This is a genomic window from Sphingorhabdus buctiana, from assembly GCF_042680825.1.
GTDB lineage: Bacteria > Pseudomonadota > Alphaproteobacteria > Sphingomonadales > Sphingomonadaceae > Sphingorhabdus_B > Sphingorhabdus_B buctiana.
Window position 1 is genome coordinate 60,001 of record NZ_JBHUEL010000003.1, and the last position, 24,551, is coordinate 84,551.

At 58.7% G+C, this 24,551-nt stretch carries 30 protein-coding genes (1 of these 30 running past the window's edge); 14 read left to right on the top strand and 16 right to left on the bottom strand.

Features of this window, described 5'->3' with window-relative positions; genetic code table 11:
* Positions 1 to 510, bottom strand: the 5' portion of a protein-coding gene (locus ACFSAG_RS03280; protein WP_381511369.1) for a glycosyltransferase family A protein. Its footprint begins 360 nt before the window's first position; 510 of the gene's 870 nt are visible here — the first part of the coding sequence; the start codon lies at positions 508 to 510; its stop codon lies beyond the left edge, outside the window.
* 45 nt (positions 511 to 555) lie between these two features.
* Positions 556 to 1,497, bottom strand: coding sequence for an isopenicillin N synthase family dioxygenase (locus ACFSAG_RS03285; protein WP_381511372.1), 942 nt, complete (start codon positions 1,495 to 1,497; stop codon positions 556 to 558).
* Between the two features lie 74 nt (positions 1,498 to 1,571).
* Between ACFSAG_RS03285 and ACFSAG_RS03290 the strand changes: the two genes are divergently transcribed.
* Entirely contained in the window at positions 1,572 to 1,991 is a 420-nt protein-coding gene (locus ACFSAG_RS03290; RefSeq protein WP_374612567.1) for an EVE domain-containing protein, read from the top strand.
* A gap of 15 nt (positions 1,992 to 2,006) precedes the next feature.
* The gene (locus ACFSAG_RS03295; RefSeq protein WP_381511374.1) at positions 2,007 to 2,873 is read left to right on the top strand and encodes an ATP-grasp domain-containing protein; all 867 of its coding nucleotides are present in this window, start codon (positions 2,007 to 2,009) and stop codon (positions 2,871 to 2,873) included.
* On the opposite strand, the gene ACFSAG_RS03300 is transcribed toward ACFSAG_RS03295, so the two are convergent.
* From ACFSAG_RS03300 to ACFSAG_RS03350, 11 genes are all read right to left on the bottom strand, one after another.
* Positions 2,858 to 3,541 carry a glutathione S-transferase family protein gene (locus ACFSAG_RS03300; protein WP_381511376.1) on the bottom strand — a complete coding sequence of 228 codons (684 nt, stop codon included), beginning with the start codon at positions 3,539 to 3,541 and terminating at the stop codon, positions 2,858 to 2,860. The two genes, ACFSAG_RS03295 and ACFSAG_RS03300, sit on opposite strands and share 16 nt — an antisense overlap.
* Positions 3,542 to 3,569: 28 nt before the next feature.
* The gene (locus tag ACFSAG_RS03305) at positions 3,570 to 4,826 is read right to left on the bottom strand and encodes a serine hydrolase domain-containing protein (protein ID WP_381511378.1); all 1,257 of its coding nucleotides are present in this window, start codon (positions 4,824 to 4,826) and stop codon (positions 3,570 to 3,572) included.
* Positions 4,826 to 4,948: a hypothetical protein gene (locus ACFSAG_RS03310; protein ID WP_374612560.1), complete on the bottom strand. Its 123-nt coding sequence runs from the start codon at positions 4,946 to 4,948 to the stop codon at positions 4,826 to 4,828. The genes ACFSAG_RS03305 and ACFSAG_RS03310 overlap by 1 nt, the downstream gene beginning before the upstream one ends.
* A 45-nt stretch (positions 4,949 to 4,993) precedes the next feature.
* A complete protein-coding gene (locus ACFSAG_RS03315) occupies positions 4,994 to 5,653 on the bottom strand; it encodes a CoA transferase subunit B (RefSeq protein ID WP_374612558.1) in 660 nt (219 codons plus the stop codon).
* Positions 5,650 to 6,531, bottom strand: coding sequence for a hypothetical protein (locus ACFSAG_RS03320; protein WP_381511380.1), 882 nt, complete (start codon positions 6,529 to 6,531; stop codon positions 5,650 to 5,652). Before ACFSAG_RS03320 ends, ACFSAG_RS03315 begins: the two co-directional genes overlap by 4 nt.
* Positions 6,531 to 7,238: a CoA transferase subunit A gene (locus tag ACFSAG_RS03325; RefSeq protein ID WP_381511382.1), complete on the bottom strand. Its 708-nt coding sequence runs from the start codon at positions 7,236 to 7,238 to the stop codon at positions 6,531 to 6,533. Before ACFSAG_RS03325 ends, ACFSAG_RS03320 begins: the two co-directional genes overlap by 1 nt.
* Before the next feature lie 76 nt (positions 7,239 to 7,314).
* Positions 7,315 to 7,962, bottom strand: coding sequence for an HAD-IA family hydrolase (locus ACFSAG_RS03330; RefSeq protein ID WP_381511384.1), 648 nt, complete (start codon positions 7,960 to 7,962; stop codon positions 7,315 to 7,317).
* Positions 7,959 to 9,059: a DUF2855 family protein gene (locus ACFSAG_RS03335; RefSeq protein WP_381511386.1), complete on the bottom strand. Its 1,101-nt coding sequence runs from the start codon at positions 9,057 to 9,059 to the stop codon at positions 7,959 to 7,961. The genes ACFSAG_RS03330 and ACFSAG_RS03335 overlap by 4 nt, the downstream gene beginning before the upstream one ends.
* Before the next feature lie 5 nt (positions 9,060 to 9,064).
* Positions 9,065 to 9,763 carry a VIT1/CCC1 transporter family protein gene (locus ACFSAG_RS03340; RefSeq protein WP_381511388.1) on the bottom strand — a complete coding sequence of 233 codons (699 nt, stop codon included), beginning with the start codon at positions 9,761 to 9,763 and terminating at the stop codon, positions 9,065 to 9,067.
* A 10-nt stretch (positions 9,764 to 9,773) separates the two neighbouring features.
* The gene (locus ACFSAG_RS03345) at positions 9,774 to 10,694 is read right to left on the bottom strand and encodes an SMP-30/gluconolactonase/LRE family protein (protein WP_381511390.1); all 921 of its coding nucleotides are present in this window, start codon (positions 10,692 to 10,694) and stop codon (positions 9,774 to 9,776) included.
* Between the two features lie 74 nt (positions 10,695 to 10,768).
* On the bottom strand, positions 10,769 to 11,821 hold the full coding sequence (locus ACFSAG_RS03350; RefSeq protein WP_381511393.1) for a diguanylate cyclase domain-containing protein: 1,053 nt from the start codon (positions 11,819 to 11,821) through the stop codon (positions 10,769 to 10,771).
* Between the two features lie 236 nt (positions 11,822 to 12,057).
* Between ACFSAG_RS03350 and ACFSAG_RS03355 the strand changes: the two genes are divergently transcribed.
* Both ACFSAG_RS03355 and ACFSAG_RS03360 read left to right on the top strand, forming a co-directional pair.
* Positions 12,058 to 13,494, top strand: a complete 1,437-nt coding sequence (locus ACFSAG_RS03355) for an NAD-dependent succinate-semialdehyde dehydrogenase (protein ID WP_381511395.1) — start codon at positions 12,058 to 12,060, stop codon at positions 13,492 to 13,494.
* Positions 13,494 to 13,847 carry a YbaN family protein gene (locus tag ACFSAG_RS03360; RefSeq protein ID WP_374612593.1) on the top strand — a complete coding sequence of 118 codons (354 nt, stop codon included), beginning with the start codon at positions 13,494 to 13,496 and terminating at the stop codon, positions 13,845 to 13,847. The genes ACFSAG_RS03355 and ACFSAG_RS03360 overlap by 1 nt, the downstream gene beginning before the upstream one ends.
* Here ACFSAG_RS03360 and ACFSAG_RS03365 read toward each other — a convergent pair.
* Entirely contained in the window at positions 13,844 to 14,359 is a 516-nt protein-coding gene (locus tag ACFSAG_RS03365; protein ID WP_381511397.1) for a sterol desaturase family protein, read from the bottom strand. The two genes, ACFSAG_RS03360 and ACFSAG_RS03365, sit on opposite strands and share 4 nt — an antisense overlap.
* Positions 14,360 to 14,376: 17 nt before the next feature.
* The gene (locus ACFSAG_RS03370; RefSeq protein ID WP_374612542.1) at positions 14,377 to 14,778 is read right to left on the bottom strand and encodes an acyl-CoA thioesterase; all 402 of its coding nucleotides are present in this window, start codon (positions 14,776 to 14,778) and stop codon (positions 14,377 to 14,379) included.
* Between the two features lie 100 nt (positions 14,779 to 14,878).
* Between ACFSAG_RS03370 and leuC the strand changes: the two genes are divergently transcribed.
* The 10 genes from leuC to ACFSAG_RS03420 all read left to right on the top strand — a co-directional run bounded on the left by leuC (position 14,879) and on the right by ACFSAG_RS03420 (position 23,508).
* Positions 14,879 to 16,309 (top strand): 3-isopropylmalate dehydratase large subunit, encoded by a 1,431-nt coding sequence (leuC, locus tag ACFSAG_RS03375; RefSeq protein WP_381511400.1) that lies wholly within the window; start codon positions 14,879 to 14,881, stop codon positions 16,307 to 16,309.
* Positions 16,306 to 16,899, top strand: a complete 594-nt coding sequence (leuD, locus tag ACFSAG_RS03380) for a 3-isopropylmalate dehydratase small subunit (RefSeq protein WP_381511402.1) — start codon at positions 16,306 to 16,308, stop codon at positions 16,897 to 16,899. Before leuC ends, leuD begins: the two co-directional genes overlap by 4 nt.
* Positions 16,900 to 16,909: 10 nt before the next feature.
* The gene (locus ACFSAG_RS03385; protein WP_381511404.1) at positions 16,910 to 17,905 is read left to right on the top strand and encodes an NADPH:quinone oxidoreductase family protein; all 996 of its coding nucleotides are present in this window, start codon (positions 16,910 to 16,912) and stop codon (positions 17,903 to 17,905) included.
* 73 nt (positions 17,906 to 17,978) lie between these two features.
* The gene (locus tag ACFSAG_RS03390) at positions 17,979 to 18,302 is read left to right on the top strand and encodes a DUF1476 domain-containing protein (RefSeq protein WP_374612537.1); all 324 of its coding nucleotides are present in this window, start codon (positions 17,979 to 17,981) and stop codon (positions 18,300 to 18,302) included.
* A gap of 11 nt (positions 18,303 to 18,313) precedes the next feature.
* Positions 18,314 to 18,547, top strand: a complete 234-nt coding sequence (locus ACFSAG_RS03395; RefSeq protein WP_374612536.1) for a BolA family protein — start codon at positions 18,314 to 18,316, stop codon at positions 18,545 to 18,547.
* A gap of 12 nt (positions 18,548 to 18,559) precedes the next feature.
* Positions 18,560 to 18,886, top strand: a complete 327-nt coding sequence (grxD, locus tag ACFSAG_RS03400; protein ID WP_374612534.1) for a Grx4 family monothiol glutaredoxin — start codon at positions 18,560 to 18,562, stop codon at positions 18,884 to 18,886.
* 91 nt (positions 18,887 to 18,977) lie between these two features.
* Positions 18,978 to 20,696, top strand: coding sequence for a TIR domain-containing protein (locus ACFSAG_RS03405; RefSeq protein ID WP_381511409.1), 1,719 nt, complete (start codon positions 18,978 to 18,980; stop codon positions 20,694 to 20,696).
* A 63-nt stretch (positions 20,697 to 20,759) separates the two neighbouring features.
* A complete protein-coding gene (locus ACFSAG_RS03410; RefSeq protein ID WP_381511411.1) occupies positions 20,760 to 21,443 on the top strand; it encodes a hypothetical protein in 684 nt (227 codons plus the stop codon).
* A gap of 11 nt (positions 21,444 to 21,454) precedes the next feature.
* Positions 21,455 to 22,834, top strand: coding sequence for a tetratricopeptide repeat-containing protein (locus tag ACFSAG_RS03415; protein ID WP_381511413.1), 1,380 nt, complete (start codon positions 21,455 to 21,457; stop codon positions 22,832 to 22,834).
* Complete coding sequence (locus ACFSAG_RS03420; RefSeq protein ID WP_374612526.1) at positions 22,831 to 23,508, top strand: Crp/Fnr family transcriptional regulator; 678 nt, start codon at positions 22,831 to 22,833, stop codon at positions 23,506 to 23,508. Before ACFSAG_RS03415 ends, ACFSAG_RS03420 begins: the two co-directional genes overlap by 4 nt.
* Here ACFSAG_RS03420 and ribA read toward each other — a convergent pair.
* Entirely contained in the window at positions 23,505 to 24,551 is a 1,047-nt protein-coding gene (gene ribA, locus ACFSAG_RS03425) for a GTP cyclohydrolase II (RefSeq protein WP_374612588.1), read from the bottom strand. The genes ACFSAG_RS03420 and ribA overlap by 4 nt on opposite strands.

The window sequence follows — 24,551 nt, forward strand, 5'->3', positions numbered from 1 at the left end:
AATCACATCATCGGGCAAGCGGATGTTCGCGGCCTTCATTCGCGACAGGAAATCCCCGCGCAGGGCATAAAGATCGCCGAACAGGCCATGCTCGGCGCGCATCGCCTGCTGGTAATGGGCCATCTTGCGTCCGTTCATGGGCAGGCCAGCTGCTGCGTTGGCCCCCGGCTGTGCCTTCAGTGTTGCCTCCAACGCCGCGATCGACCCGGGAACAATCTCTGCATCGCCATCGACGAACACATGCGTTGCATGAAATGCGGTAAGTTGGTCGAACAAGAATCGGTTCCAGCTGCGCGCCTTTCCGCCTTCCTTGAACACATGCACCCGCACGTTCGAAGCCGTCGAGGCTATATCAGCGGCGATAGAGGCGGTCGCATCGGTTGATCCATTGACGACCACATGGATGGCGACTTCGGGATCGTTCAGCGGCAGGCTGTTGAGGCAGGTCGCGATCCGCGCCGCTTCATTATGCGCAAGGACTGCAATGCAAATGGGGGCCGCATCCGACATGCTACCCCCATCGCAAATAGCGAATTCACTAAAGGTAAATTCTGATTACGCCTTCAACAGGCCGATCTCGATCAGTCGTTCTTTCAGATAATCATCCGCAAGGATTGGCTCGGGATAGCGGTTCGGATTTTCCGCGCTGATGCACTGCGGCAAGGTTGCAATCGGATAATCCGAATTGAGGTGCAGGAAGAAGGGCATCGAATAGCGGCTGAACTTTGACCGTTCCCCCATTGGATTGCGCACGCGGTGCGTGGTCGAGGGCAGGAAATGGTTGCACAGCCGCTGCAGCATATCGCCGACATTGAGGGACAGCCCGCCTTCGGGCGGCGAGACATCCATCCAGGTGCCATCGGGCCGCAATATCTGCAGCCCCGATTCCTCCGCGCCCAGCAAAAGCGTTATGAGGTTGATATCCTCATGCGCACCGGCGCGGATACAGCCTTCGGTATCGCCCTCGATGGGCGGATAGTGAAGCAGCCGCAGGATCGAGTTGCCGACATTGATCTTGTCGTCAAACCAGTCAGCCTCGAGTCCCAGGTAAAGGGCGAGGTAGGAAAGTATCTTGGCGCCAACCCGGTCGAATTCGGCATAAAGCGGCTCGAACACGTCGCGGAAACCAGCCACGCTGTCGGGCCAGATATTCTTGAGCATCTCGGCTTCGAGCGGATGACCAGCCGGAAGCGTACGGCCCACATGCCAGAATTCCTTCAGGTCATGATGGTCCGCACCCTTGGCGATCTCGGTCTTGAACGGCGTGTAGCCGCGCTGGCCGGCAATATCCTTGTCGTACCAGCGCATTTTCTCTTCGGTCGGCCGAGCGAAGAGTTGTTTGGAGAGCCGCCATGCCTCCTTGGTAAGGTGTGGGTCGATGCCATGATCAATCACCTTGGCAAATCCGTAGGTGCGGAAACTGTCGCCTAAGGCTTTCGATATGGCTTGGGTGTCGCTGCTGCTCAGCGAAATATCGGGCATTTGAGTCATATCCATGCGAATAGCCCTTGACCAAAGGCCGCGCCAGAGAAATTGACCCCGATCAAACAAGGCCATCAAAGGAAAGCAAAATGTCCGAGCAATATTGGCTGATGAAGTCGGAACCCGACGTTTACAGTTGGGATGACCTTGTCGCTGAAAAGGAGGGAATGTGGGATGGCGTGCGCAACCACGCTGCCGCGCTCAATATGAAAACGATGAAAAAGGGCGACCTCGCCATTTTCTATCACAGCAATATCGGCGTCGAGGCAGTCGGGATCATCAAGATCAGCAAGGAAGCCTTTATCGATCCCACCGACGAGAAGGGAAAATTTGTCGCGGTGAAGGTGAAGCCGGTCAAGAAACTGAAAAACCCGGTGCCGTTGAAGGCGATCAAGGCCAACCCCAAACTGGCCGAGATGGACCTTGTCCGCCTGTCGCGCCTCTCGGTTGGCAAGGTCAGGCCAGAGGAATGGGCCGAAGTCATGAAGATGGCAGGCGAGAAAGTTTGACGATCAATTCCAGCCATGTCCAACATCGCAATCCTTACCCCTGCCCACGATTATTGGGAAAACTGGTCGCTGCCCAAGGCGCATTATGAGCGATTGCTCGGCCCCGATCTAAGCTTTCGGCCGTGGACCGACCCTGGCGATCTTTCCCAGTTCGACCTTATATTGCCCTTGCTGGCCTGGGGTTACCAACGCGACGTGACCGCATGGTTTGCGCTGCTCGATAAGTTGGAAGCTGAGGCACTACCACTGGCCAATCCCGCCAAGGTGCTGCGCTGGAACAGCGACAAGGCCTATCTGGCTGAGTTGACCGAAGCTGGCGTGGCATCCGTGCCCACCTTGATTCGAGAATCGATGAACGATGCAGCGCTCGAAAGCGCACGCGCAATTTTCGAAAGCCCGCGCCTTGTCGTCAAACCCCCCATTTCAGGCGGAGCGGACGGCACGTATCTGATTGGCCCCTCCGACCCCTTGCCCGCCGATGCGGTTGGAAAACGGATGCTGGTGCAGCCCTATCTACCAGCCATCGCGGATGACGGCGAGTATTCGCTATTCTATTTTGGCGGCCGATACAGCCACGCCATCAGCAAGCATCCTGCGCAAGGCGACTTTCGCGTGCAGGAACAATTTGGCGGGGTAGAGCGCAGCATCTATGCGCCAGCCGATGCAAGAGCGCTTGCCGAAACCGCCATGGTCGCTGCCGATCGGCTGCTAGGTTGTGGAACCCTGACCTATGCCCGCGTCGATATGGTGCGCGATAGCGAGGGAACATTCCGGCTTATGGAGTTGGAATTGATCGAGCCCAGCCTGTTCCTGCATTTTGCGCCCGATGAAGGGGCGCTTTTTGCGAATGCCGTGAAAGCGAGCAATCAAGCCGACCGATAATCGGCAATAATCTCCCCACAAGCCCTCAGCTCTTCCTCATGGCTTATCTCGCGCCATTCTTCTTTGAGCGCAGCAGCTTCCCACTCCTGCATGGCCGGGTGCGCGAGGATATGGTCGACCCAGGCCTGACTCTTGCCAACATCGAGGCCATAGGTGCGAACACGATAGGCCACAGGCGCGAAAAAGGCATCGGCTGCGCTGAATTCCGGACCAGCCAGATATGGGCCGCCGAAGCGGGACAGGCCTTCCTCCCACAATTCGCGAATGCGCGCGACATTGGCCTTGAGCGCATCGGACATCGGTTTGGGCTTCACACGCACACCAACATTCATCGTGCAGTCGTTACGCAATGCAGCAAAGCCGCTGTGCATTTCCGATGCCGCGCATTGCGCCCAGCCGCGCGCGTCGGCATCCTTGGGCCATACGCCCTCATGCCGGTCGGCAAGGTAAAGCGTGATGCCCATCGAATCATAAATGGTGCGGCCTTCGTGCAGCAGCACCGGCACCTGCCCGGTAGGCGAGAAGGCACGAAATTCTTCGTAATTGCTCGGCTTGGTAAAGGGTTCGAACCTGTCTTCGAATTCCAACCGCAATCCTTTCATCAGGAGCCAGGGACGCAGTGACCAACTCGAATAATTCCGGTTTGCGGTGATCAGCGCATAATCCATCTCGTGCCTCCAGAAATGTTGCCCATGCCTATGGCAGGCGGCTCAAATCCAGACAATTGGAATCCGCGCGATCATGATAGCTGTCGATCACAGCAAAAGGGATACGGAAGGGGAAACCCCAATTACTGTTCCACATCGCAACGACACCCGTACGCGTTGCAGGCTCGAATATCATCGTTGCGCGATAGCCGTCGACCGCACCCGAATGGCCTTCGAGCCGAAGGCCGTTATAGCTGAAACTTCGCCAGCCCAGCCCATAGGAAGCATCGCCATTGGCCTGTCGCAAATCTCCGCCATAGAGGCGCCCGGTCTTCACGCGCGGTGCATGCGCAATTTTGAGCACCGACGCGGGCAGCACATCGGGATATTCACCCATCATCGCCTGCATCCAGCGCGCGAAATCGACAATATTGCTTTCAATCCCGGCGGCTGCAGGGACGCGCCAATAGGCTTCTTTCAGTTGGCGGACATGCTGGCCATTATGCGGACGGGCCCAATCGCTCGAGTTGGTCAAACCCGCCATCCCGTAGCGCGCGCTGACCATGCCGAGCGGCCGGAAGAAGCGATCATGGACCGCTTCGTCAAATGGCTGCTTCGCCGCGCGCGCCAGTATCTCGCTTGCGGCGTCAAAGGCTATATTCTGGTAGGTGTGGCAGGTGCCCGGCTCGCACTGCAATGGCGCCTCTGCCAGGCTTCCCCGCAATGCGCGCGGATTTTGGCCATCTTCCAGCCTTTCGTCATAGGCATTTTTTGTAAGACCCGTCTGTTGAGACATTATCTGCCCCACGCTGATCCGCGTTTCCGCGTCGTCGGGCAAGCGCAGCGAACTGCGCCAAGTGCTGGCTGGCCGGTCGAGATTGATCCGGCCTTCATCGACCAGCTTCGCCGCCAAGATGCCGGTCGCCGTCTTGGAGACCGATGCCCAGCGGAATACCGTCTGCTGCCCGACGAGTGCCCCGGTCGAGCGATCGGCAAATCCGTAGGTACGTACGAAGCTGATCCGGCCATCTTCGACCACCGCAACTGCCAACCCGGCCATTTCGGGGCGCAGCGACAATTCGGCCAATTGCTGTTCCAAGGCTGGGTAATCTATCCGCCCTTCCCATTCCTCTGGCGTGTCGGGAAGGTTACCGATTTTAGCTGACACTTCGGCGATGTTAGGGATGTAATCAGAGGCAAGATCGCCTTCTTCTATCGCGAAACTGGCAATCCATCCGACGATCAGCAGCATAACGGCGGCAACCGCAAACCAAGCCCAGTTTTTGACAATACGTTTGCTAGGCATCAAATTCTGCCGGCTTCCTGACCCCAATGCACGCCATCACCTTCGCAGCAATGGCATGGTCCGCGATAGCCCGCGAGCGATGAAGCCTCTTCGGCGACAAGCGCCGCTTCGATGCTATTCATCGCTCCCTTTTGGGTTTCAGAGTCCGGTATCTGCATCACTCTCTATCAGGCCAGGTAATGCGCCGTGGTTTTTGCGGCGACTTCATCCGCAGTTACGCCCGGCGCCATTTCAATCAAGCGGAAAGGCGAAGCATGGTCGGGACGCTGGAAAACGGCGAGATCGGTAATCACCATGTCGACAACATTCCTGCCCGTCAGTGGGAGAGTGCAGGCCGGAATGAATTTGGGGCTACCGTCCTTGGCGACATGTTCCATCACCACGATGATTTTCTTGACGCCTGCGACCAGGTCCATCGCGCCACCCATTCCCTTGATCATCTTGCCGGGAACCATCCAGTTGGCGATGTCGCCATTTTCGGCAACTTCCATTGCACCAAGTACGGTGAGATCGATATGCCCGCCGCGGATCATCGCGAAGGATTGTGCGCTGTCGAAATAGGCTGACTGCGGAAGTTCGCTAATCGTTTGCTTGCCTGCGTTGATCAGGTCAGGATCGACTTCATCGTCATAGGGGAAGGGCCCGATGCCAAGCATGCCGTTTTCGGACTGCAAAGTCACATCCATGCCCTCGGGGATGTGGTTTGCCACCAGCGTCGGGATGCCGATGCCGAGATTTACATAATACCCGTCCTGCAATTCCTTTGCGGCGCGGGCCGCCATCTCGTCGCGGGTCCATCCTTTGGTTAGGCCGTCATGCGTTGTCATGGGGTGTTATCCACTTCTGTAGCTTTGGGAGAATGCGTAGCAGCAGCGACCGCTGCGGGATAGGGGAGCAGGAACCAGCCCCTGTCGGTCCAGGCATCGAGCCGGATCGCGTAATCCGGATCGCGCAGGTAATCGAATAATTCGTCAAAATCGGATTTGCGGTCGCCGGCGATGGCGAGCACGCAGTGTGTAGCGGCGAAATTCCACCGCCGCTCCTGCTTGCGAAGGCCGGGCCAAGCGAACAACTGGATATCGTCAGCCTGCATCGCGGGAAAGTCGCCGCCCTGCAAAAGCGCAAGGTCTTCAGCAAGTTCGCCTGTGCTGCGACCGCTTACCCAAGCGATGACGATGCCATTGTCGCGCAGGTACTGAAGCAGTTCGCCGAAGCCGATCGCCTCACCATCGCTTAATTCGACACCGGGCGCTTCGTCCATGTCGATAATGATAGCCGATGGTTTGTCCCCGCAATCGACCGCGCGCGGTTCGATCAACGACACCTTTTCAACCAGCACGGCAGAGCGCACCGATGCGCCGGCCTGCCTGCGCTCGGCCTGCGCCAAGGCATAGCGTGCCATCGGCAGATAGGGATGGTTGATATCGGCAAGCGCCACTGGTTGGGCCGGGATCTGCGCCGTCTGCACCACAGGTTCGGCTGCGGGAGTCGGTGTTTCTTCGACCGGAGCGACAGTGACCACCGCCTCGCGCTGCGCCTGAGGCAGGTCGGCAAGTTGTTGCTCGGCAGCACGAGTGCGCGCCTGCGCAGCATCAACCTGCGTCTTGCCGATGGCGCCCGCTGCAACCACAGGCAGCAGCGCCGCTGCGCAGCCTTGCAACAACGCAGCGGAAACAATCAGAAGAACGACCGCGCCGAAGCGCATCAGGCAGCCTCGCGCTCCCGCACGGTGCGGAACTCGATCTTCTTGTCGTAAGGCGCGCCGATGATCATGCGCTGCACATAGACGCCGGGCAAATGGATCGCATCGGGATCAAGGCTGCCCACCGGCACCACTTCCTCAACCTCGACCACGCATACCTTGCCGCATGTCGCAGCCGGAACGTTGAAGTTGCGCGCCGTCTTGCGGAAAACGACGTTGCCACTTTCGTCGGCCTTCCAGGCCTTCACCAGGCTGAGATCGGCGAAGATACCGCGTTCGAGGATATATTCCTCACCGTCGAAGACCTTTACTTCCTTACCCTCGGCCACCTGTGTGCCGACGCCGGTCTTGGTATAGAAACCGGGGATGCCAGCGCCGCCTGCGCGCATCCGCTCTGCCAATGTACCCTGCGGGCAGAATTCGACTTCAAGTTCGCGCGAAAGATATTGGCGTTCAAATTCCTTGTTCTCGCCAACATAGGAAGAAATCATCTTCTTCACCTGCTTGGTACGAAGAAGCTTGCCGATGCCTTCATTGTCGATGCCCGCATTGTTCGAAACAAAGGTGAGACCGGTGACGCCACTGTCGCGCACTGCATCGAGTAGGCGTTCAGGAATGCCGCAAAGGCCAAAGCCGCCGCTGGCAATCAACAGGTCATTCTTCAGCAAGCCATCAAGTGCAGCTTTAGCATCGGGATAGAGTTTTTTCATGGGATTCCGACCTTACGGTTGGTGTTGGGAGAGGCCCGCCACCTAACGCCTCGGTCAGCTTTCCGCAAGGGCAAGCCTATCGCAGTTGCATCCCCAGCACTGCTTCCAGATCAGCGAGCGCCTGTTCCCCGCTGGTCACCTTGATGGCGTGCATGCCGAGCCCGGCGGCGGGTTTGCAGTTGATGCCCAGATCATCCAGATAGATGCAGTTTTCAGGCGCAACCGACAGCGCTTCGCACATCATCTGGTAGATGCGCGGATCGGGTTTGCGGACGCCGGCTTTCGAACTTTCGATCACATGGTCGAAACGCGCCATGATGCTTTCGACTTCCAGCGCCTTGTCTTCGCTGCGGGCCATGGCGGCACCTCGGCCTGCCTTCACATTGTTGGTGATGCAGCCAACACCAAAACCTTGGTCCTTCAGCCGGTCGAGCGCCGTCACCATATAGGGTCGCACATCACCCGCGAGGCAGCCGATCACCGATGCCCCGTCAAGTGCATGGCCCAAGGCTTCAGCCTCTGCTGCGAACAGGGCGTCAAAACCTTCGACGTCGATTTCCGCACGCTCAAACTTGGCCCAGGCATTGTCGTCAGGATTGGTCGAATTGACGGTGCGGACGAAATCGCGCGGCAATCCGCGCTCCGCCTCAAGACGATTGAACGCTTCAAAGGGCGACGAAGTTATCACTCCGCCGAAATCGAAAATCACATGGCTATGTTTCATGGGGTGACGATAATTCCTGTCTTTGGATCGGCTTTGCCGCTCAATACTTCGTGATAGGCGGCAAGCGCACCGTCGCTGCCGCTGCGCTTGTCGATGCTAGCGATGTTCGGCGCGACTTCCATAAAGCCGAGCCATGCTGCTGCAATGCGTTCGCCAAAGCCGCGCGCACCCCAATCGGCGATGCGTTTCTGGCTGCGGCCGGGGGCGAAGAAACCTTCGCGGGGGGCACCGGGCAGTTCACCCATTTCGGGCGCTGCATCCCAATGTGATTTGCCGACGACCATCGAATATTTGATCGCGTCGCCAAAATGGCGGTGCACCGCTGCGGTGACAGCACCGCTGCCCGCCATATCTACAAGAGCCGAGGGCACCGATGCATCGAGCGTGGCAATATCGTCATAGGCGACCACCTGATCATAAATACCAAGGTCGGCGAGCCCCGCCGCATTGGCCTTGCTGGTAAGGCCGATGGTGCGCGGACGATCGCTGCGCTGCTTCATCGCGTGGCCAAGGCCGATTGCGGTCTTGCTCGACGCGCTGGCAATCAGCAATTGCTGCACGCCATAATCGCCTTCATCTTCAAACTGGTCGGCGATCAGCCAACCGGTGAGGAACAGCGGGCGGAACACTGGCCAATAGTCATGATGTTCAGGCTTATAGTCTGGGATCGCCTCAACCCGTTGATACTGGTTGTAGATTGGCGGCAATGTCGTGCGCCGCGGCGTCACATCGACAAAGCTGCCGCCGCCAATATGGCCGGGGGTCAGCACCGCATGGCTCGCCATCGGATAATAGCCATAATATTGGTCCCCTGGAGCGACACCTTCGACATCGCTGACCAGCACCGTCGCAAAGCCCCAGACGGGAAGGCGCCCTGGAGTGCCGCGTTCGCTGAAGAAATCCCAATAGCCCTGTTCGTTGCCAAACAGGCCGGCCGGCTTTCCGAACACGGCATAAGTGATGTTGTTGGCCGTCATGGCAAAGCTATCAACATGCACCAATATCTCACCGGGGCCAACTTCGGTGGAAGCCGTCACAATCTCGGTCTTGCTGACATCATCCCTGTCAATGTCGATCGCCCACGCAGTAGCAGCCATGATTCCTATCCTACCGTTGTTCCGAACAGCGCACCAATGCCTGCCGTTGCCCCCATTGCAACTGCACCCCAGAAAGTGACCCGTGCCACTGCCTTGCCCATTGGGGCGCCCCCTGCCTTTGCACCGACCACACCCAATATGGCAAGGAAGAGAAGCGAAGCACCCGAAACGATCCACGCCAGCGACGATCCGGGGAATACAGGAACCAAGGCCAGTGGCAGCGCGGCACCCGCAGCAAAGCTGGCGGCTGACGCAAAGGCCGCCTGCACCGGCCGTGCCGACATTTCGCTGGTCAGCCCCAACTCATCGCGCAGATGGGTTTCAAGCGCATTGCCCTCCATCAGCTTCGTCGCAACCTTTTCAGCCAAGTCGCGGTCAAGCCCACGCTTTTCATAGATGCCGATCAGCTCCTCGCGTTCGAATTCAGGCTGGGTTTCAAGCTCTCTGGTCTCACGAGCAATATCCGCCTTTTCGGCATCGCCTTGCGAACTGACCGAAACATACTCACCTGCCGCCATCGACATCGCGCCAGCAACCAGCCCGGCAACGCCGGTCAGCAGGATGGTCGACTGCGCTGCCCCTGCGGCAGCAACGCCCGCGATCAGGCTGGCGGTCGAAACAATGCCGTCGTTCGCGCCCAATATCGACGCCCGCAACCAACCGATCCGGTCGACGACATGGGCTTCGATATGCAGGCGCGACATCGGGCGAGTTTCAATATTGAAGTTTCAGGCCGGGGCGGTTCCAGCGCGTCTTCACCAGACGGCCGCTTCCCGAAAGGGTGATATAGGCATCCATCATGTCTTCGCCGCCGAACGCGATATTGGTGGTGAAAATATCATCAGTCTCGACAAATTCGACCAGATCACCCTCGGGCGAAATCACACTGATCCCGCATTCTCCAATTGTGGCAACGCAGATATTTCCGCTCGCTTCCATCGCGAGGCTGTCGAAGAATTTATAGCCGGCCGGGCGATAGAGCGGGATGCCAGGACCGCCGGGGCCGGCATCGGGCGCAACTTTGCCGGGCGCGGTGATGTTGAACTTCATCAACCGGCAAGTGTAGGTTTCGGCAGCATAAAGCGCGCTGCCATCGGGCGCGAGGCCGACGCCATTAGGATTGTTCGACGGGAAGATCACTTCTTCCAAATGGCTGCCATCAGCTTTAGCATAGAAAATGCCCACAATGTCGTGACAGCGCTTGGCATAATCGACCTTGCCATGGTCGGTGAACCAGAAGCCGCCATGTTCGTCGAAGACGATATCGTTGGGCCCGCGCAGCACGCAGCCGAAATCGCCCGACTTATAAAGCACCTCGACCGCGCCGGTTTCGATATCGATCCGCTCGATCCGACCGCCAGAATAGTCGTTGGCGATGCCATGCGGGGCGAGATAGCCATTCGCCTCGACATATTCGAACCCGCCATTGTTGCAGCAATAGAGTTTGCCATCCGGGCCAAGCGCAAGCCCGTTGGGACCTCCGCCCACTTTCGCCACCGTTTCCTTGCTTCCATCGGGCTTTACGCGGGTGATTGTGCCGCGTGCGATTTCGGTCAGGATAACGCTGCCATCGGGCATGACCACCGGGCCCTCGGGAAAGCGAAGCCCATCGGTGATGGTTACCATTTCTGCCATATTTGTTCCTCCCATGCTCTCTCACTGCCCAAGCTGGCAGCAGGAAAAGCATTTGGGAAGCCCGATTCTGCGCCTCAGGCGGCGGCTTGGCGGCTTGACGCTACGGCTTGTGGGCGCGCTTTGCTCAACCGCTTTTCTGCATAGAGCGCTGTGTCGGCCACGTGCATCACCTCGCGAATCGTTTCCCCATCGTCGGGGTAAAGCGCAAATCCAAGGCTGGCCGCCACCGGCATCGGTGCGCCATCGATTTCGATGGGTCGGCAGAGCGCGGCCAGCAAGGCCGTCGTCCGTGCAGAAAGCTCTGCCTTGTTTTCGACATTCCGGAACAGCACGATGAATTCATCACCACCCAGCCGGCCCACACTGTCTTTGGCTTCAGCGGCGTTTGACAGTCGCGCGCCGACGCCCAAAAGCATCAGGTCACCGGCATGGTGGCCCATGCTGTCATTCACCTGTTTGAACCCGTCCAGATCGAGCAGCGCGATGCCGAAACGCGGCCCTCGCTGTTTCAATTCGGCTTCGATTGTCGACATGATGGCACGTCGGTTGGGAAGGCTCGTCAGCGGGTCAGTGTCGGCGAGTTCACGAATCTGCTGTGCTAGAAACAGCCCTTCGATCATCCGATCATATTGGGCAGTAACAAAGCGGATCATCAGCGCTTCGACGCTCAACATCGAAATGCCGAGCATCTTGGCGTTGAAATCCCCGGACAGGATCATCGACAGGGCAACCGGCGTGATCCCGATCAGCAGAACGCCGATCGCCGCGGGGCGCAGTGTGTACAGGCAATGGGCAATCGCGGTAGCCCCGAAAGCCAGCGAAACGGGGATCAGCGTTTGATAGGCAAAAGTGCCCGCCACAAACGTGAATGATGCAGCGATTCCCAAGAGGCCCATCATTCCGACCGAAAGGCCGACATTTGCTTTGAGGATTTTCGGCACTTTTTCTGGAGAAACCGGCTTTGCAAGAATTCTGCGCCAGATCGTCATCCGCGCGAAACAATAGATGATCAGTCCCGACATCCAGCCATAGTTTGCAAACGGCAGCCCGCTGTTCCAGCAAACGGCCATGACGATGCAGGTGTTGAGCGCCGCCACGGCGAGCAACATCGGAACTTGCGAACGCACATTATCGAGCTGGGTCGCATGGAGTGCCCCGCGGATTGACCGCGGTACCGTTGGCGCGAACCAGCGCATGAGCCGTAAAACCGCCAGAGGCAGTCGGGTTTTCGGATTTGGCTGGTCCATTGGATAGGGACTTTAATCGCAGGGGGGTAAAGCCCGGGTTAAAACGGGTCGGTCTTTCCAACCCGCTGCAAAGCGCTTAGATGATTGCCATAACTTATCTTTGTCGCAGGACTTTCATGACACGCGAATATCAGGCGGATCCCGCCCTTTACATCAATGGCACATGGCGATCGGGCGAAAGCCGCGACGTCCATCAGGTGCTCAACCCCGCCACCGGCAAGGTGATTGCCGAAATCCCGTTGGCAACAGCAACAGATCTTGATGAGGCATTGGCGGCCTCGGAAAAAGGCTTTGCGCTGTGGCGCGCGACCGACGTCAATGCCCGCGCGGTTATCTTGCACAAGGCCGCAGCGTTGATCCGCGAGCGGGCAGAACATATCGCTACGCTGTTGACGATGGAGCAGGGCAAACCGCTCGCTGAAGCGCGTACCGAAACCCTCTCCTGCGCTGCAGTCTTCGAATATTGCGCCGAAGAAGCGAAGCGCAGCTATGGCCGCATCGCGTTGCGTCCTGCGGGCCAGCGCGCAATGGTGCTGAAGCAGCCGGTGGGCCCGGTCGCATCGCTGACTCCGTGGAACTTCCCGGTTTCGCTGATGTCGAAAAAGGTTGCGGCTGCGCTTGCGACCGGATGTTCGGTGATCGCCAAGCCCGCCGAAGAAACCCCAGGGTCAACCAGCGAAATCATGCGCTGCATCGCCGATGCCGGAATTCCCGCTGGCGTTGCACAGCTTGTTTTCGGTGTACCCGATATGGTCAGCCGTCACCTTCTCGGCTCCCCCGTTATCCGCAAACTGAGCTTTACCGGCTCCATTCCGGTCGGCAAGCACCTGATGAAACTCGCCGCCGATGGCGTGAAACGGGTTACGATGGAATTGGGCGGGCATGCACCGGTGCTGGTTTTTGACGACTGCAACCTCGAAAAGACCCTCGACATCGTCGTGACACAGAAGTTCCGCAATGCCGGCCAAGTCTGCATCTCGCCAACTCGCTTTTATGTGCAGGAAGGCATTTACGAGCGCTTTGTGGCCGGTTTTAACGAGCGGACGGGCAAGGTGAAGGTTGGCAATGGTCTTGATGCGGATACGATCATGGGGCCGCTCGCAAATCCGCGTCGTCCCGCCGCTGTTGGCAGCCTGATCGAGGATGCGATCGCCAAAGGTGCGCGCGTTGGAACCGGGGGCAGCGCCGAAAATGGTGACGGTTTCTTCTTCCGACCGACCGTGCTTTCGGATGTACCGTTAGAGGCTGACATCATGTCGCACGAGCCTTTTGGCCCGGTCGCCCTGATCCGGCCGTTCAAGTCATTCGACGAAGCGATCGAGCAGGCGAACCGCCTGCCTTTCGGCCTTGCCTCTTTCGTCCATACCGAAAATGGCCGTACCGCCAACATGGCGGGTGACCTGATCGAATCGGGAATGGTTGGCATCAACACCGCTGGCATCTCAATGCCCGACATGCCCTTTGGCGGCGTGAAGGATTCGGGCTTCGGCAGCGAAGGCGGCCCTGAGGGCCTTGAAAGCTATTATGTCACCAAGGCGATCCACCAGGCGTGATCGCGCGTCGGCTCTATCTTGCTGCCGGATGGGTTTCGGTAGGGCTGGGAACGGTGGGTATCTTCCTTCCGATCCTGCCCACTGTACCCTTCATGATCCTCGCCGCATTCTGCTTTGCGCGCAGCAGCCCGGCGCTTGAGGCGAAGCTGATGAACCACCCGAAATATGGCCACCACCTTGTCGCGTGGCGCGAAAAGGGCGTGGTCAGCAGGCGCGCAAAATGGTCGGCAACCACCGCTTTCCTTGCCAGCGCACTGATCGGAGGGTTGACGATGTCGCCACCCTGGTCGTTGATACCGGCAGCGGTGGGGTTGGTTTGCGGGACCTGGCTGTGGCGGCGGCCTGAGGCCTAACCCAAGGCGTCGCGCACGACGGCGATTCCAGCCTCGCGCTGCGCCTTCAATTCCTGCTTTAACACGGCCGGATCACGCGCGATTACAAAGCCAAAGCTGACCCCGCCCTCCTTACCGATGGTCGCATGGTGCAGTTTGTGCGCCTGCACCAACCGCTTGGCATAGCCACGCTTGGGCACCCAGCGGAAATAGCGTTGGTGGACCAACCCGTCATGGATCAGCGTATAGACGATGCCGTAAAAAAGGATGCCAAGGCCAATCCAAGTTCCCGGTTCCCACGCAGACGCGCCCATCACCAACGGGCTGCCGACGGCGAACATCGAAATGCTCATCGCAGCGCCGACCACGCCGTAAAGATCGTTCTTTTCGAAAACATTATCGTGCGGTTCGTGATGGTCGCGGTGCCAGCCCCAGCCCCAGCCATGCATGATATATTTGTGGCTGCTCCACGCGACAAATTCCATCGCGAAGAAGGTGGCAATAACGGTCAGTATAATGGCGAACAACGACATGGTGCCACTATAGCGGCTCAATCCGCCTTGGGAAAGAAATAGGCCGCTATGTCCGCGCCGATCCGGGCAGGACGCAATGTCTCGGCATCAATGCAGCACCAGCTCGACTTCACCTCGGCGAGCACTTCCTCACCGCGCTTGATGACCGTCTCATAAAATGCGCGCGCACCATGAATGCCTTCGAGCACGACATTGGCGACCACAACATCTTCAAGGAAGGCGGGTTTGCGATAGGTAATCTCATGCTTCAGCGCGACCCATGCGCGTTGCGCCACAGCCTCGGGCGGGGCAAGATTGCGCCAATGCTCCAGCACCGCCTCCTGCACCCAATTCAGGTAACGGCTGTTATTCACATGCCCCATGAAGTCGATATCTTCGGGCAGGATCTTGATCGGAAACAGGTGGGAGAGCGTTGTCATATCGATTCCTGTTATAGGGACCAAAGATTACATTTTCCAGAACAGCCCTAAAATATCCTTGCTTGCCAAGCGCGGTTCGCTGTGCCTTTAGGCCATGCATATGAATCAGCCACGCACATTGTATCAAAAAATCTGGGATGCCCATGTCGTCTCCGCCCGGGATGACGGAACCTGCCTCATCTTTATCGACCGGCATCTGGTGCATGAAGTAACCAGCCCTCAGGCTTTCGAAGGATTGCGCGCAGCCGGGCGCACCGTGCGCCGACCCGATCTGACGCTCGCGGTACCGGATCACAACCTGCCAACGACTGCACGGCGCGACGCAAGCGGAGCACGGATCCCGATTGCCGACCCCGAAAGCGCGCAGCAGCTTGAAGCCCTGGAGGCCAACGCCCCCGCCTTTGGCATCCGCTATATCGGCGATGCTGACCGTGAGCAGGGCATCGTCCATGTCGTCGGCCCTGAACAGGGCTTTTCGCTGCCCGGTACCACCATCGTCTGCGGCGACAGCCACACCGCCTGCCACGGCGGCCTCGGCGCGCTCGCCTTTGGTATCGGCACCAGCGAGGTCGAACATGTGCTGGCGACCCAGACACTGCAATTGAAGCAATCGAAATCAATGGAGGTCCGGGTCGAGGGAGAAGTCGGCCCAGGCGTAACCGCCAAGGATATCGTGCTGCACATCACCGGTGTGCTGGGCGCGGCCGGCGGCACCGGATATGTGATCGAATATACCGGCAGCGCGATCCGCGCGCTCAGCATCGAGGGCCGCCTGACCGTCAGCAACATGGCGATCGAGCACGGCGCACGCGCAGGCCTCTGCGCCCCCGACGAGAAGACCATTGCCTATCTGAAAGGCCGCCCGATGGCGCCGAAGGGTGCGGACTGGGACGCGGCGGTTGCCTATTGGCAAACTTTGAAAACCGATCCGGGTGCTACCTATGACAAGGTCGTGGTCATCGACGCCGCCGATATCGCGCCGAGCGTCACCTGGGGTACCAGCCCCGAAGATGTCGTGCCCATCACCGGCACCGTTCCCGACCCAGCAAGCTTTGCCGACCCTTCGAAGCAGGAAGCCGCGGCCAAGAGCCTTGTCTATATGGGGCTCGAACCCGGAACACCTTTGCGTGAAGTCGAGGTGCAGAATATCTTCATTGGCAGCTGCACCAACAGCCGCATCGAAGACCTGCGCGCCGCCGCCGCCGTGTTGAAGGGACGCAAGAAGGCCGCGAACATCCGGTGGGGCATCGTTGTTCCCGGAAGCGGCCTCGTAAAGGCGCAGGCCGAGGCTGAAGGCCTTGACCGCATCTTCATCGACGCAGGACTTGAATGGCGCGAACCGGGTTGCTCGGCATGTCTTGGCATGAACCCCGACAAAGTACCCGCAGGTGAACGTTGCGCCTCAACCAGCAACCGCAATTTCGTCGGCCGACAAGGGCCAGGCGCACGCACGCACCTCGTTTCACCTGCAATGGCGGCAGCGGCGGCGGTGACGGGCAAGCTTACCGATGTGCGGGAGTTGATCGCATGAACCCCGTAAAAACCATCGAAGGCAAGGCTTATCCCTTTGGCCTCAAAAATGTCGACACAGACGTTATCATTCCGGCCGCATGGCTGAAGACGATCAGCCGTTCAGGACTGGGCAAGGGCGCGTTTGAGGCGTTGCGCAAGGAGCCCGGCAATCTGTTCGACAGCGCCGAATATGCAGGATCGCCGATCCTGATTGCGGGTGACAATTTCGGCTGCGGGTCAAGTCGCGAGCATGCGGCGTGGGCGCTCGCTGATATGGGCATCCAGGCGGTCATTGCGCCGAGTTTTTCAGACATATTCTCGGGCAATGCTTTCAAGAACGGCCTGCTGACCGTGGTGCTCCCGCAAGAGGCGGTCGACCGTTTGATGGAGGTCGCCAAAACTGACAGCATCCACATCGATCTTGAGAATCAGGTGGTGACAACGCCTTTCCAGGATAGGTTCACTTTCGAAATTGACCCGTTCCGCAAGCATTGCCTGCTACATGGCCTCGACGAAATCGGGCTGACCCTTGCCAGCAGCGACGCGATTACGGCCTATGAAACCCGATTGAACACCGAAAAACCGTGGCTGGTGCCACAAATGATCTGAGGAGAGAGAGATGAAAGCGCTGTTATCGACCGCCACGGGCGGACCTGAGACCCTTGTGCTGGGTGACTTGCCTGATCCGGTAGCCGGCAAAGGCCAAGTCGTCGTTGCCGTAAAGGCTTGCTCGATCAACTTCCCCGATACGCTGATTATCGAAGACCGTTACCAGTTCAAACCGCCCCGCCCCTTTGCACCGGGTGGTGAAATTGCCGGTATAATCGAATCGATCGGCGAAGGCGTGACCGGCTTTGCCGTGGGCGACCGTGTGCTCGCTGGGTGCGGCAATGGCGGGCTTTCGGAAAAGATCGTGTTGGGAACGCACAATCTCTACAAGATGCCCGACGAAATGTCGTTCGAGGAAGGCGCATCGCTGCTGATGACCTATGGCACCAGCGCGCACGCCCTGAAAGACCGCGGCCGGATGAAGCCGGGTGAAAGCGTCCTCGTCCTCGGCGGTGCGGGCGGTATCGGCATTTCGGCCATCGAACTCGCCAAGGCCTATGGCGGCCGCGTGGTCGCGGGCGTTTCGAGCGAAGCCAAGGCGCGGGTTGCGCGCGAAGCTGGTGCCGACGATGTCGTTATCTATCCTTACCAGCCATTTGACAAAGACCAGTCCAAGGCTGTCGCCGAAATGTTCAAGGCTGCGGCTGGCCCAAATGGTTTTGATATCGTTTATGACACCGTCGGCGGCGATTATTCCGAACCGGCGCTGCGTTCAATTGCCTGGGAAGGCCGCTTCCTCGTCGTCGGCTTCCCGGCTGGTATCGCGAAGCTTCCGCTGAACCTGACGCTGCTCAAAAGCTGCGATGTCTGCGGCGTATTCTGGGGCGCCTATACAGCGCGTGAACCCGAAAAGAACCGTGCGAACATCAATGAGCTGTTCGAGCTGTACAAGGCAGGCAAGATCAAGCCGCGGGTTTCGGAAACCTTCCCGCTCGAACGCGGTGGCGAAGCGATTGCCAAGCTGGGCAACCGTGAAGCGGTCGGCAAACTGGTTGTCACCATGTAATCCTTGCAGCCGCGGCCCTTGTTTGGCAGGGGCCGCGGCATTATCTTTCCTTTAACGGCGCAAGGATTCGAGCATGACCACTTTTGATAACCGCGAAGCAGCATTCGAAAACAAGTTCGCTCGCGATGAGGAATTCCAATTCAAGGTAACCGCGCGCCGCAACAAGCTCGTCGGCCTGTGGGCTGCCGAACAGATGGGCCTGACCCCTGAAGAATCGGATGCCTACGCCAAGTCTGTCGTTCAGGCCGATTTCGAGGAAGCCGGCGACGAAGATGTGGTTCGCAAATTGTTGGGCGATCTGACCTCTGCCGGTGTTGAAACCGACGAAGCTGCGATCCGCGCTGCTCTCGACACCAAGATGGTCGAAGCGCGCCGCCAATTCATCGAAGAGGCATAAGGGGCAAACCCATGCCGATGGCGGCTGAAGACATTGAAGGAATGATCAAGGCTGCCTTGCCGGATGCCGTCGTTGAAATCACCGACCTGCGCGGCGATGGCGATCATTATGCCGCACGCGTCGTCAGCGAGACCTTTCGCGGGATGCCACGTGTTAAGCAACATCAGGCAGTGTATAATGCCTTGGGTGGCCGAATGGGCGGGGTGTTGCACGCATTGCAGCTAACCACCGCCGTGCCCGAATAAGGAGTGAAGAGTATGAGCGCGCACGAACGAATCGACGAGCTGGTAAAGAATAACGACGTCGTCCTGTTCATGAAGGGCAGCCCGCTGTTCCCGCAGTGCGGTTTTTCAAGCCGGGCTGTAGCGATCCTCGATCACCTGAATGTCGAATATGCCAGTGTCGATGTGTTGCAGGATATGGAAATCCGTCAGGGCATCAAGGACTATTCCGATTGGCCAACCATCCCGCAGCTTTATGTGAAGGGCGAGTTCCTGGGCGGCAGCGACATCATGATGGAAATGTACGAAGCTGGTGAGTTGCAGGAACTGGTCGAACAGCACGGCCTTGCCAAGGCAGGCTAAAACTGCGCCGCTATCCGGCTTTGCCGATAATCGTCTGCCAACTGTCTATAATATCGTGTAACTTTGCCCGATGACCCGCTAAGGTGGCATCATGATCAGGGGCAAAGAAGACAATGGCGATGGCAGCGCACCACGCTTTGCTGCCTTCATAAGCTACAGCCACGCCGACGCCGAACCCGCGGCCAAGCTCCAACGCCAGCTTGAGCGTTACAAACTGCCCAAGAATGTCGTCATTTCAGGCCCGGATCGGGAACGGCGCCTGGGGGCAGTCTTCCGCGACCGTGATGATCTGGCCGCCGCCCCAAGCTTGAGCGATGCCATTAACGACGCGCTAAATGCATCCGGCGCGCTCATCATCATCTGTTCGCCGGACGCCAAAAAGTCGCGCTGGGTGAATGAAGAGATAGCCCTCTTTCGCAAATTACAACCTGATCTTCCCATTCTGGCGGCTCTTGTGCGCGGGTTACCGGAAGAATCTTTTCCAGACGCATTGACTGCAGGCGGAGTTGAGCCGCTAGCCGCCGATCTGCGCGAAGAAGGAGATGGCTGGCAGCTCGGCTTTCTGAAAGTTGTTGCCGGCATTGCCCAATTGCCTCTCGACGCGTTGGTCCAGCGCGATGCGCAGCGTCGCATTCGCCGCGTGACGGGCATCACGCTGGCAGCACTTGCTGCAATGCTAGTGATGGTCGTGATGACCGCTTTTGCTATCTCCGCGCGCAACGAAGCCGCCCGCCAACGTGCAAGTGCGGAAGGGTTGGTCGAATACATGCTCACCGACCTTCGCACCAAGTTGAAGGGTGTGGGCCGTCTCGACGTGATGGACGATGTGAACCAGCGCGCGATGGAGCATTATTCCCGGCAGGGTGATCTTGCCTCGCTATCGGCCGACTCGCTCGATCGGCGCGCGCGTATCCTCCACGCAATGGGGGAGGATGATGACCGCAGCGGCAACCTGTCGGCGGCGCTGGCAAAATTCCGCGAGGCGCATCGCGCAACAGCAGAACTTCTCCGCCAGGAACCAGACAATCCGGATCGCATATTTGCGCATGCACAGAGCGAATATTGGGTTGGTCAGGCCGCTTGGCGAATTCGTGATCGCGCAACCACCGAGCGCCATTGGCAGGGTTATGTCGCCGAAGCCAGAAAGCTGCTCGAACGCGATCCGGACAAAGCAAGAGCCAATCTCGAGATGGGCTATGCGTTGGGCAATCTTTGCGATCTCTATCTGCATGAGAATTTCGACGTTGCCAAGGCGATCGACCATTGCCGTCGTTCTATCGCCTTTGAAAAAACAGCCTTGCAACATGCGCCTGACAGGACCGAGATCAGCATCGCGCTTGCCAATCGCTATGGCTGGTTGGCTGATGCCCTGCTCGCAGACAAATCCTATGCAGAGGCGCGCAAAGCACGCCTTTCCGAGCAGGCGATCATCGATGGGCTGGTCGCAAAGGATCCAAGGAATTTCGAACTTCGTTTCCGCCAGAGCTGGCCGCTTTTGGGAATGGCCACGATCGCGTTGGACAGCGGCAATTCGCAACTGGCGGCGATCGAAAGTGCGCGGGTCATCGCCGCGATCAAACCGTTGGCCATCGAAGAGCCGCGCAACAACGACGTCAAGCGTGCGCTGGCGCGAGGCCATTATTCACGCGCAAAAGCCTTTGCCGCATTCGACAAACCAAAGGCACGCATGGAGCTGGCTGAAACCCGGCGGCTAATCAAGGAATTGGAAGAAACGCAGAACCAGCAGCAGGCACTTGCCGGGTTCTGGAAAGCGATCACAGAATTGGAACAGAAACTTCAGGGCAAATAGGGCGATATTGCCTGCGAAAGACAAAGGGGTAATCCTGCCCGACCAGTAATAGGGAGCATAGTCATGGCATCAGGACCACAATGGGGCAAAGACCCCCACGAACCAAACCCACTCGGTCCCGGATTCAATCCGGAATATGTCTGCATCATCTATTACAAATTTGACGATACCAAGAAAACGATGGTCCGGCAGGGCTATTTCGCAACATCCGCAATTCCGGCCGGCAAAACCGAAAAGCAGTTCGCCGAGGAGATGTTGAAGGAAGCTTCAAAGGCGAAAAATGCGCAAGATTGGCTCAACAACCCAATCGGCGACAAGCGCAAGGAATTCAATTTCAACGGATTTACCTTCGGCCACACCGCCCGGATCTACATGCTGGTCGATAACGACAATGTCCGTTTTGACGATCGCAAGGTCGACCCCGGCACCGCGCAGGAAAAATATGCCAACCTCGTCCGCTTCACCGAGTTCCGCGTTGACAAGGATGCTGACGATTTCCGCCTAATTCCGGCAGACCAGAATTACTCTTTCTTCGCAGCCAGCTTGACCGACCTGTGCGGACGCAAGGGCCTAGTGATGGACAATATCTACCAGACAGAGGACGGGCGGGCGCCGTCGAAAGATGATCCCCGCATCTATTCGATGAACTTTCACCTCTTGTGGGATGCGGTCGACAAGCAGGGCAATCTAACCAGCATTCCGATTGCCATCGATCCTGATGGCGGCAATGTCGGCAGTCGTCCTTAAGCCCGACGCCGATGCAAGCCGACGCCCTCAAAAAGATACTCGCTCTGGCACGCGCCGGGGCGACATCACGGGCATGGGAAGCATTCAAGGCGGCGGGATTTGATCGCGCCGTCGCAGACGCGAACGCGCTTACACTCAAGGGCCGATTGCTCAAGGATCAGGCAAGGAACGCCCCTTCGCACTTGCGGCCTGCACTATTTGCGCTGGCAGGTGAAGCCTATGAGCATGCGGCAAAGCCGGGTTCCGAGACCTATCCGCTGATCAACGCAGCAGCAATGTCGCTGCATGCGGGGGAAAGTGAGCGGTCAGCGGAACTTGCTGCCAGGGTCCTGCACCTGATCGAGAGTGGGCAGGAACAGGGCGAAACACCTTATTGGGGAGAGGCGACCCGGGCAGAAGCCTTGCTGCTGCTTGGCCGGATTGAGGATGCAAAAGCCAGTTTGGCCCATGCCGTTTCATTGGCCCCGCAAGCGTGGGAGGACCATGCGGCGACGCTGCGGCAGTTCGCACTGATCCTGTCAGAACTGGGTGGAAATGACGACTGGCTAGACAGATTTCGTCCTGCGCCAGCGATGCACTTCAATGGCATCCTTGGAATAACCTCCGATGATAAAGCTGCATCCAATGCAATCGCGGCCGAGGTTCGCTTGATCGCTCCCGGCTTTGCTTATGGTGCGCTAGCGGCTGGCGCAGATATTCGCGCGGCCGAGGCTGCCGTCCTTGTCGGCGCAGAATTGCATATTGTACTGCCCTCGGATCCGCATGATTTCCGCAAAAGCTCGGTTGAACCATTGGGTGGAGATTGGGCCCAGCGGTTCGACTCGCTGCTCGAAATCGCCGATACACTGACCATCTGCGACAAGGCTGAAAGCACCAGCGCTGCGGGCGTCGCGCTTGCCGAGCTTTACGCCATGGGTCTTGCGATCGAAAGGGCAAGCCAATTACAGGCGCAGGCTGTCGCACTGCGGATCGAACCGGCAGAGCGTCCCATTTTAGGGGATCCCTGGTTGCACTCGGGATATCCCATTCGCCATGTCGCTGTATCGGCAAGCACAGCGTCCGTGATCCCGCAACTCCCCGCTGGCGCGTTGACGTTCGATATCGCGACCGATGATGCGATCGAGAAATTCGCGTCACTTGGAGAGGCTGTCGCTGCGCTGCGCAATGCTGGTTCAGTACGAATGGCGATCGACTGCCGGCTCGGCGAAACGGTTCACGTGCAGGCGCTTTTACCGCACAGTGCCCATGGAATGGTCGCGGCAAGCCGAAGTGCCGCACTGGGGCTTCTCGCTTCTGGCCTCGCCAGCCGGATCGAGACGATCGGTGAATTGGCCTTTCCCGATGGCCCGGTCGAATTGTGCCTCGCGAAGCTTTCGGAGCCGCCTGGATGAGCGGTATAAACACCAACAGCAAGTCGGGTCGCAACGACATTGCCATCATCCAGAGCTGCCTTTCCTGCGGCGAAACCAGTGCGCGACGACTTTCGGAATCGCTGATGTCGCGTAACTATGCCCATCGTGACATCATCGCACATATGGGCGATCCCAGCACGCACCTGTTCCTGGTTGCCGAGGGCGCTGTCGTTGCGGAACTGTTCGGGATCGATGGGCAGCAGGCACAGCTGACACGGCACGGGCCAGGCGAAGTTTTCGGTGCCTATCCGGAGGAATCAACATTCCGATCTGCGTTTTCGGCAAATGGCGCAACGCGACTGTTGGCAGTGCCTACAACGAAGCTAGCTGAATTGGTGTCAAGCGATGTCGAGCTTGCTGCGGGCATTGCCAACCTTATGGCACGACAGCTCGACCTGCTACTCGATCGAATGGCGGCCCGCATCGGCTTGAGCGCGACCGGTCGCTTCTATCGCGCGTTGCTCCAGCTGGCCGACGGCAATGGGACGATACGCCCTGCACCGGTACTTGCCGCAATGGCGGTCAGCGTGCACACCACCCGCGAAACCGCGTCACGGGCCTTGGCGGTGCTGTTCCGGCGAGGCATTGTCGAGCGTCAGGAAGACGCACTGAAAATCGTCTCCCGCCGGATGCTCGAAGAATTGATCGTCTAAAGTTTGTGGCCGGTGCGATCGCGCTTGGTCGCGAGATAATGGGCATTATGCGGGTTTGATGCAATCTTGAGCGGAAGCCGCTCGGCAACCTTGATTCCCTCTCCTTCCAACCCGGCCACCTTCTCCGGATTGTTGGTCAACAGGCGTACTTCGTCGATCGACAGCAGTCGCAACATTTGCGCGGCAACCGAGAAGTCTCGGGCATCGACGGCAAAGCCCAGGCGAATATTCGCGTCCACCGTGTCAAAACCTTGGTCCTGCAGCGCATAAGCGCGCAACTTGTTAACGAGGCCGATACCGCGCCCTTCCTGCCGCAGGTAAAGGAGGACACCCCATTGCGCGTCGGCGATCTGGTGCAGCGCTTCGTGGAGTTGCGGCCCGCAATCGCATTTCAAGCTGCCAAGCACATCGCCGGTCAGGCACTCGCTGTGCAAGCGCACTACCGGCGGTGAACCGTCGCGCTGGCCAACCACCAGCGCAACATGGTCAGCGGCATCTGCAGTGGACCGATAAGCTACCAGTTCGGCATCTTCGGCCGCCGATACAGGCAGACGCGCGCGCGCCGCGATGCGAAGCGCGCCGGCATCCTGGAAAGCGGACAGCTCGTCCGGAACAAGCGTCGCCTCCGCGGCTGTATCGACAAGCAGAAAGGCGGGTAAAAGCCCGGCTTCGCGTGCGAGTTCCATAGCTGCAACCGCGGCCTCGGCATGTTCAAGCGGCAGCGCTGCGAAAGGTCCTTTGTACGGATAGCGCAAATCGAGCGAAGGATCGGCAATGGCCAATGCCAAAGTGGCATCAAGGTCGGATGGCGCGGCGATCAATACCGGCAACTGCGTATCGGCGGCGGCGAACTGGTTGGCCAGTTTCAGCGTCGCTGCCCGCGCCGCCGACAGCAATATCCCCTTTACCTTGCCTTCGCTGAAAAGCTCTGCCGCTGATCCGGTTTCGATGGCCACCAGCGTCATGCCGGTGCCCTTGCCGACATGCACCGGCCAGCCGCGCCGCAAGGCATCAATCGCGCGTGCCGCATTCTTGGCGGCCAA

Excerpts from the sequence above, each read along its gene's own strand:
- ACFSAG_RS03285 (WP_381511372.1), bottom strand. The coding sequence starts at position 1,497 with ATGGATATGACTCAAATGCCCGATATTTCGCTGAGCAGCAGCGACACC.
- ACFSAG_RS03290 (WP_374612567.1), top strand. The coding sequence starts at position 1,572 with ATGTCCGAGCAATATTGGCTGATGAAGTCGGAACCCGACGTTTACAGT.
- ACFSAG_RS03295 (WP_381511374.1), top strand. The coding sequence starts at position 2,007 with ATGTCCAACATCGCAATCCTTACCCCTGCCCACGATTATTGGGAAAAC.
- ACFSAG_RS03300 (WP_381511376.1), bottom strand. The coding sequence starts at position 3,541 with ATGGATTATGCGCTGATCACCGCAAACCGGAATTATTCGAGTTGGTCA.
- ACFSAG_RS03305 (WP_381511378.1), bottom strand. The coding sequence starts at position 4,826 with ATGCCTAGCAAACGTATTGTCAAAAACTGGGCTTGGTTTGCGGTTGCC.
- ACFSAG_RS03310 (WP_374612560.1), bottom strand. The coding sequence starts at position 4,948 with ATGAATAGCATCGAAGCGGCGCTTGTCGCCGAAGAGGCTTCATCGCTC.
- ACFSAG_RS03315 (WP_374612558.1), bottom strand. The coding sequence starts at position 5,653 with ATGACAACGCATGACGGCCTAACCAAAGGATGGACCCGCGACGAGATG.
- ACFSAG_RS03320 (WP_381511380.1), bottom strand. The coding sequence starts at position 6,531 with ATGCGCTTCGGCGCGGTCGTTCTTCTGATTGTTTCCGCTGCGTTGTTG.
- ACFSAG_RS03325 (WP_381511382.1), bottom strand. The coding sequence starts at position 7,238 with ATGAAAAAACTCTATCCCGATGCTAAAGCTGCACTTGATGGCTTGCTG.
- ACFSAG_RS03330 (WP_381511384.1), bottom strand. The coding sequence starts at position 7,962 with ATGAAACATAGCCATGTGATTTTCGATTTCGGCGGAGTGATAACTTCG.
- ACFSAG_RS03335 (WP_381511386.1), bottom strand. The coding sequence starts at position 9,059 with ATGGCTGCTACTGCGTGGGCGATCGACATTGACAGGGATGATGTCAGC.
- ACFSAG_RS03340 (WP_381511388.1), bottom strand. The coding sequence starts at position 9,763 with ATGTCGCGCCTGCATATCGAAGCCCATGTCGTCGACCGGATCGGTTGG.
- ACFSAG_RS03345 (WP_381511390.1), bottom strand. The coding sequence starts at position 10,694 with ATGGCAGAAATGGTAACCATCACCGATGGGCTTCGCTTTCCCGAGGGC.
- ACFSAG_RS03355 (WP_381511395.1), top strand. The coding sequence starts at position 12,058 with ATGACACGCGAATATCAGGCGGATCCCGCCCTTTACATCAATGGCACA.
- ACFSAG_RS03365 (WP_381511397.1), bottom strand. The coding sequence starts at position 14,359 with ATGTCGTTGTTCGCCATTATACTGACCGTTATTGCCACCTTCTTCGCG.
- ACFSAG_RS03370 (WP_374612542.1), bottom strand. The coding sequence starts at position 14,778 with ATGACAACGCTCTCCCACCTGTTTCCGATCAAGATCCTGCCCGAAGAT.
- leuC (WP_381511400.1), top strand. The coding sequence starts at position 14,879 with ATGAATCAGCCACGCACATTGTATCAAAAAATCTGGGATGCCCATGTC.
- leuD (WP_381511402.1), top strand. The coding sequence starts at position 16,306 with ATGAACCCCGTAAAAACCATCGAAGGCAAGGCTTATCCCTTTGGCCTC.
- ACFSAG_RS03385 (WP_381511404.1), top strand. The coding sequence starts at position 16,910 with ATGAAAGCGCTGTTATCGACCGCCACGGGCGGACCTGAGACCCTTGTG.
- ACFSAG_RS03390 (WP_374612537.1), top strand. The coding sequence starts at position 17,979 with ATGACCACTTTTGATAACCGCGAAGCAGCATTCGAAAACAAGTTCGCT.
- ACFSAG_RS03395 (WP_374612536.1), top strand. The coding sequence starts at position 18,314 with ATGCCGATGGCGGCTGAAGACATTGAAGGAATGATCAAGGCTGCCTTG.
- grxD (WP_374612534.1), top strand. The coding sequence starts at position 18,560 with ATGAGCGCGCACGAACGAATCGACGAGCTGGTAAAGAATAACGACGTC.
- ACFSAG_RS03405 (WP_381511409.1), top strand. The coding sequence starts at position 18,978 with ATGATCAGGGGCAAAGAAGACAATGGCGATGGCAGCGCACCACGCTTT.
- ACFSAG_RS03410 (WP_381511411.1), top strand. The coding sequence starts at position 20,760 with ATGGCATCAGGACCACAATGGGGCAAAGACCCCCACGAACCAAACCCA.
- ACFSAG_RS03415 (WP_381511413.1), top strand. The coding sequence starts at position 21,455 with ATGCAAGCCGACGCCCTCAAAAAGATACTCGCTCTGGCACGCGCCGGG.
- ACFSAG_RS03420 (WP_374612526.1), top strand. The coding sequence starts at position 22,831 with ATGAGCGGTATAAACACCAACAGCAAGTCGGGTCGCAACGACATTGCC.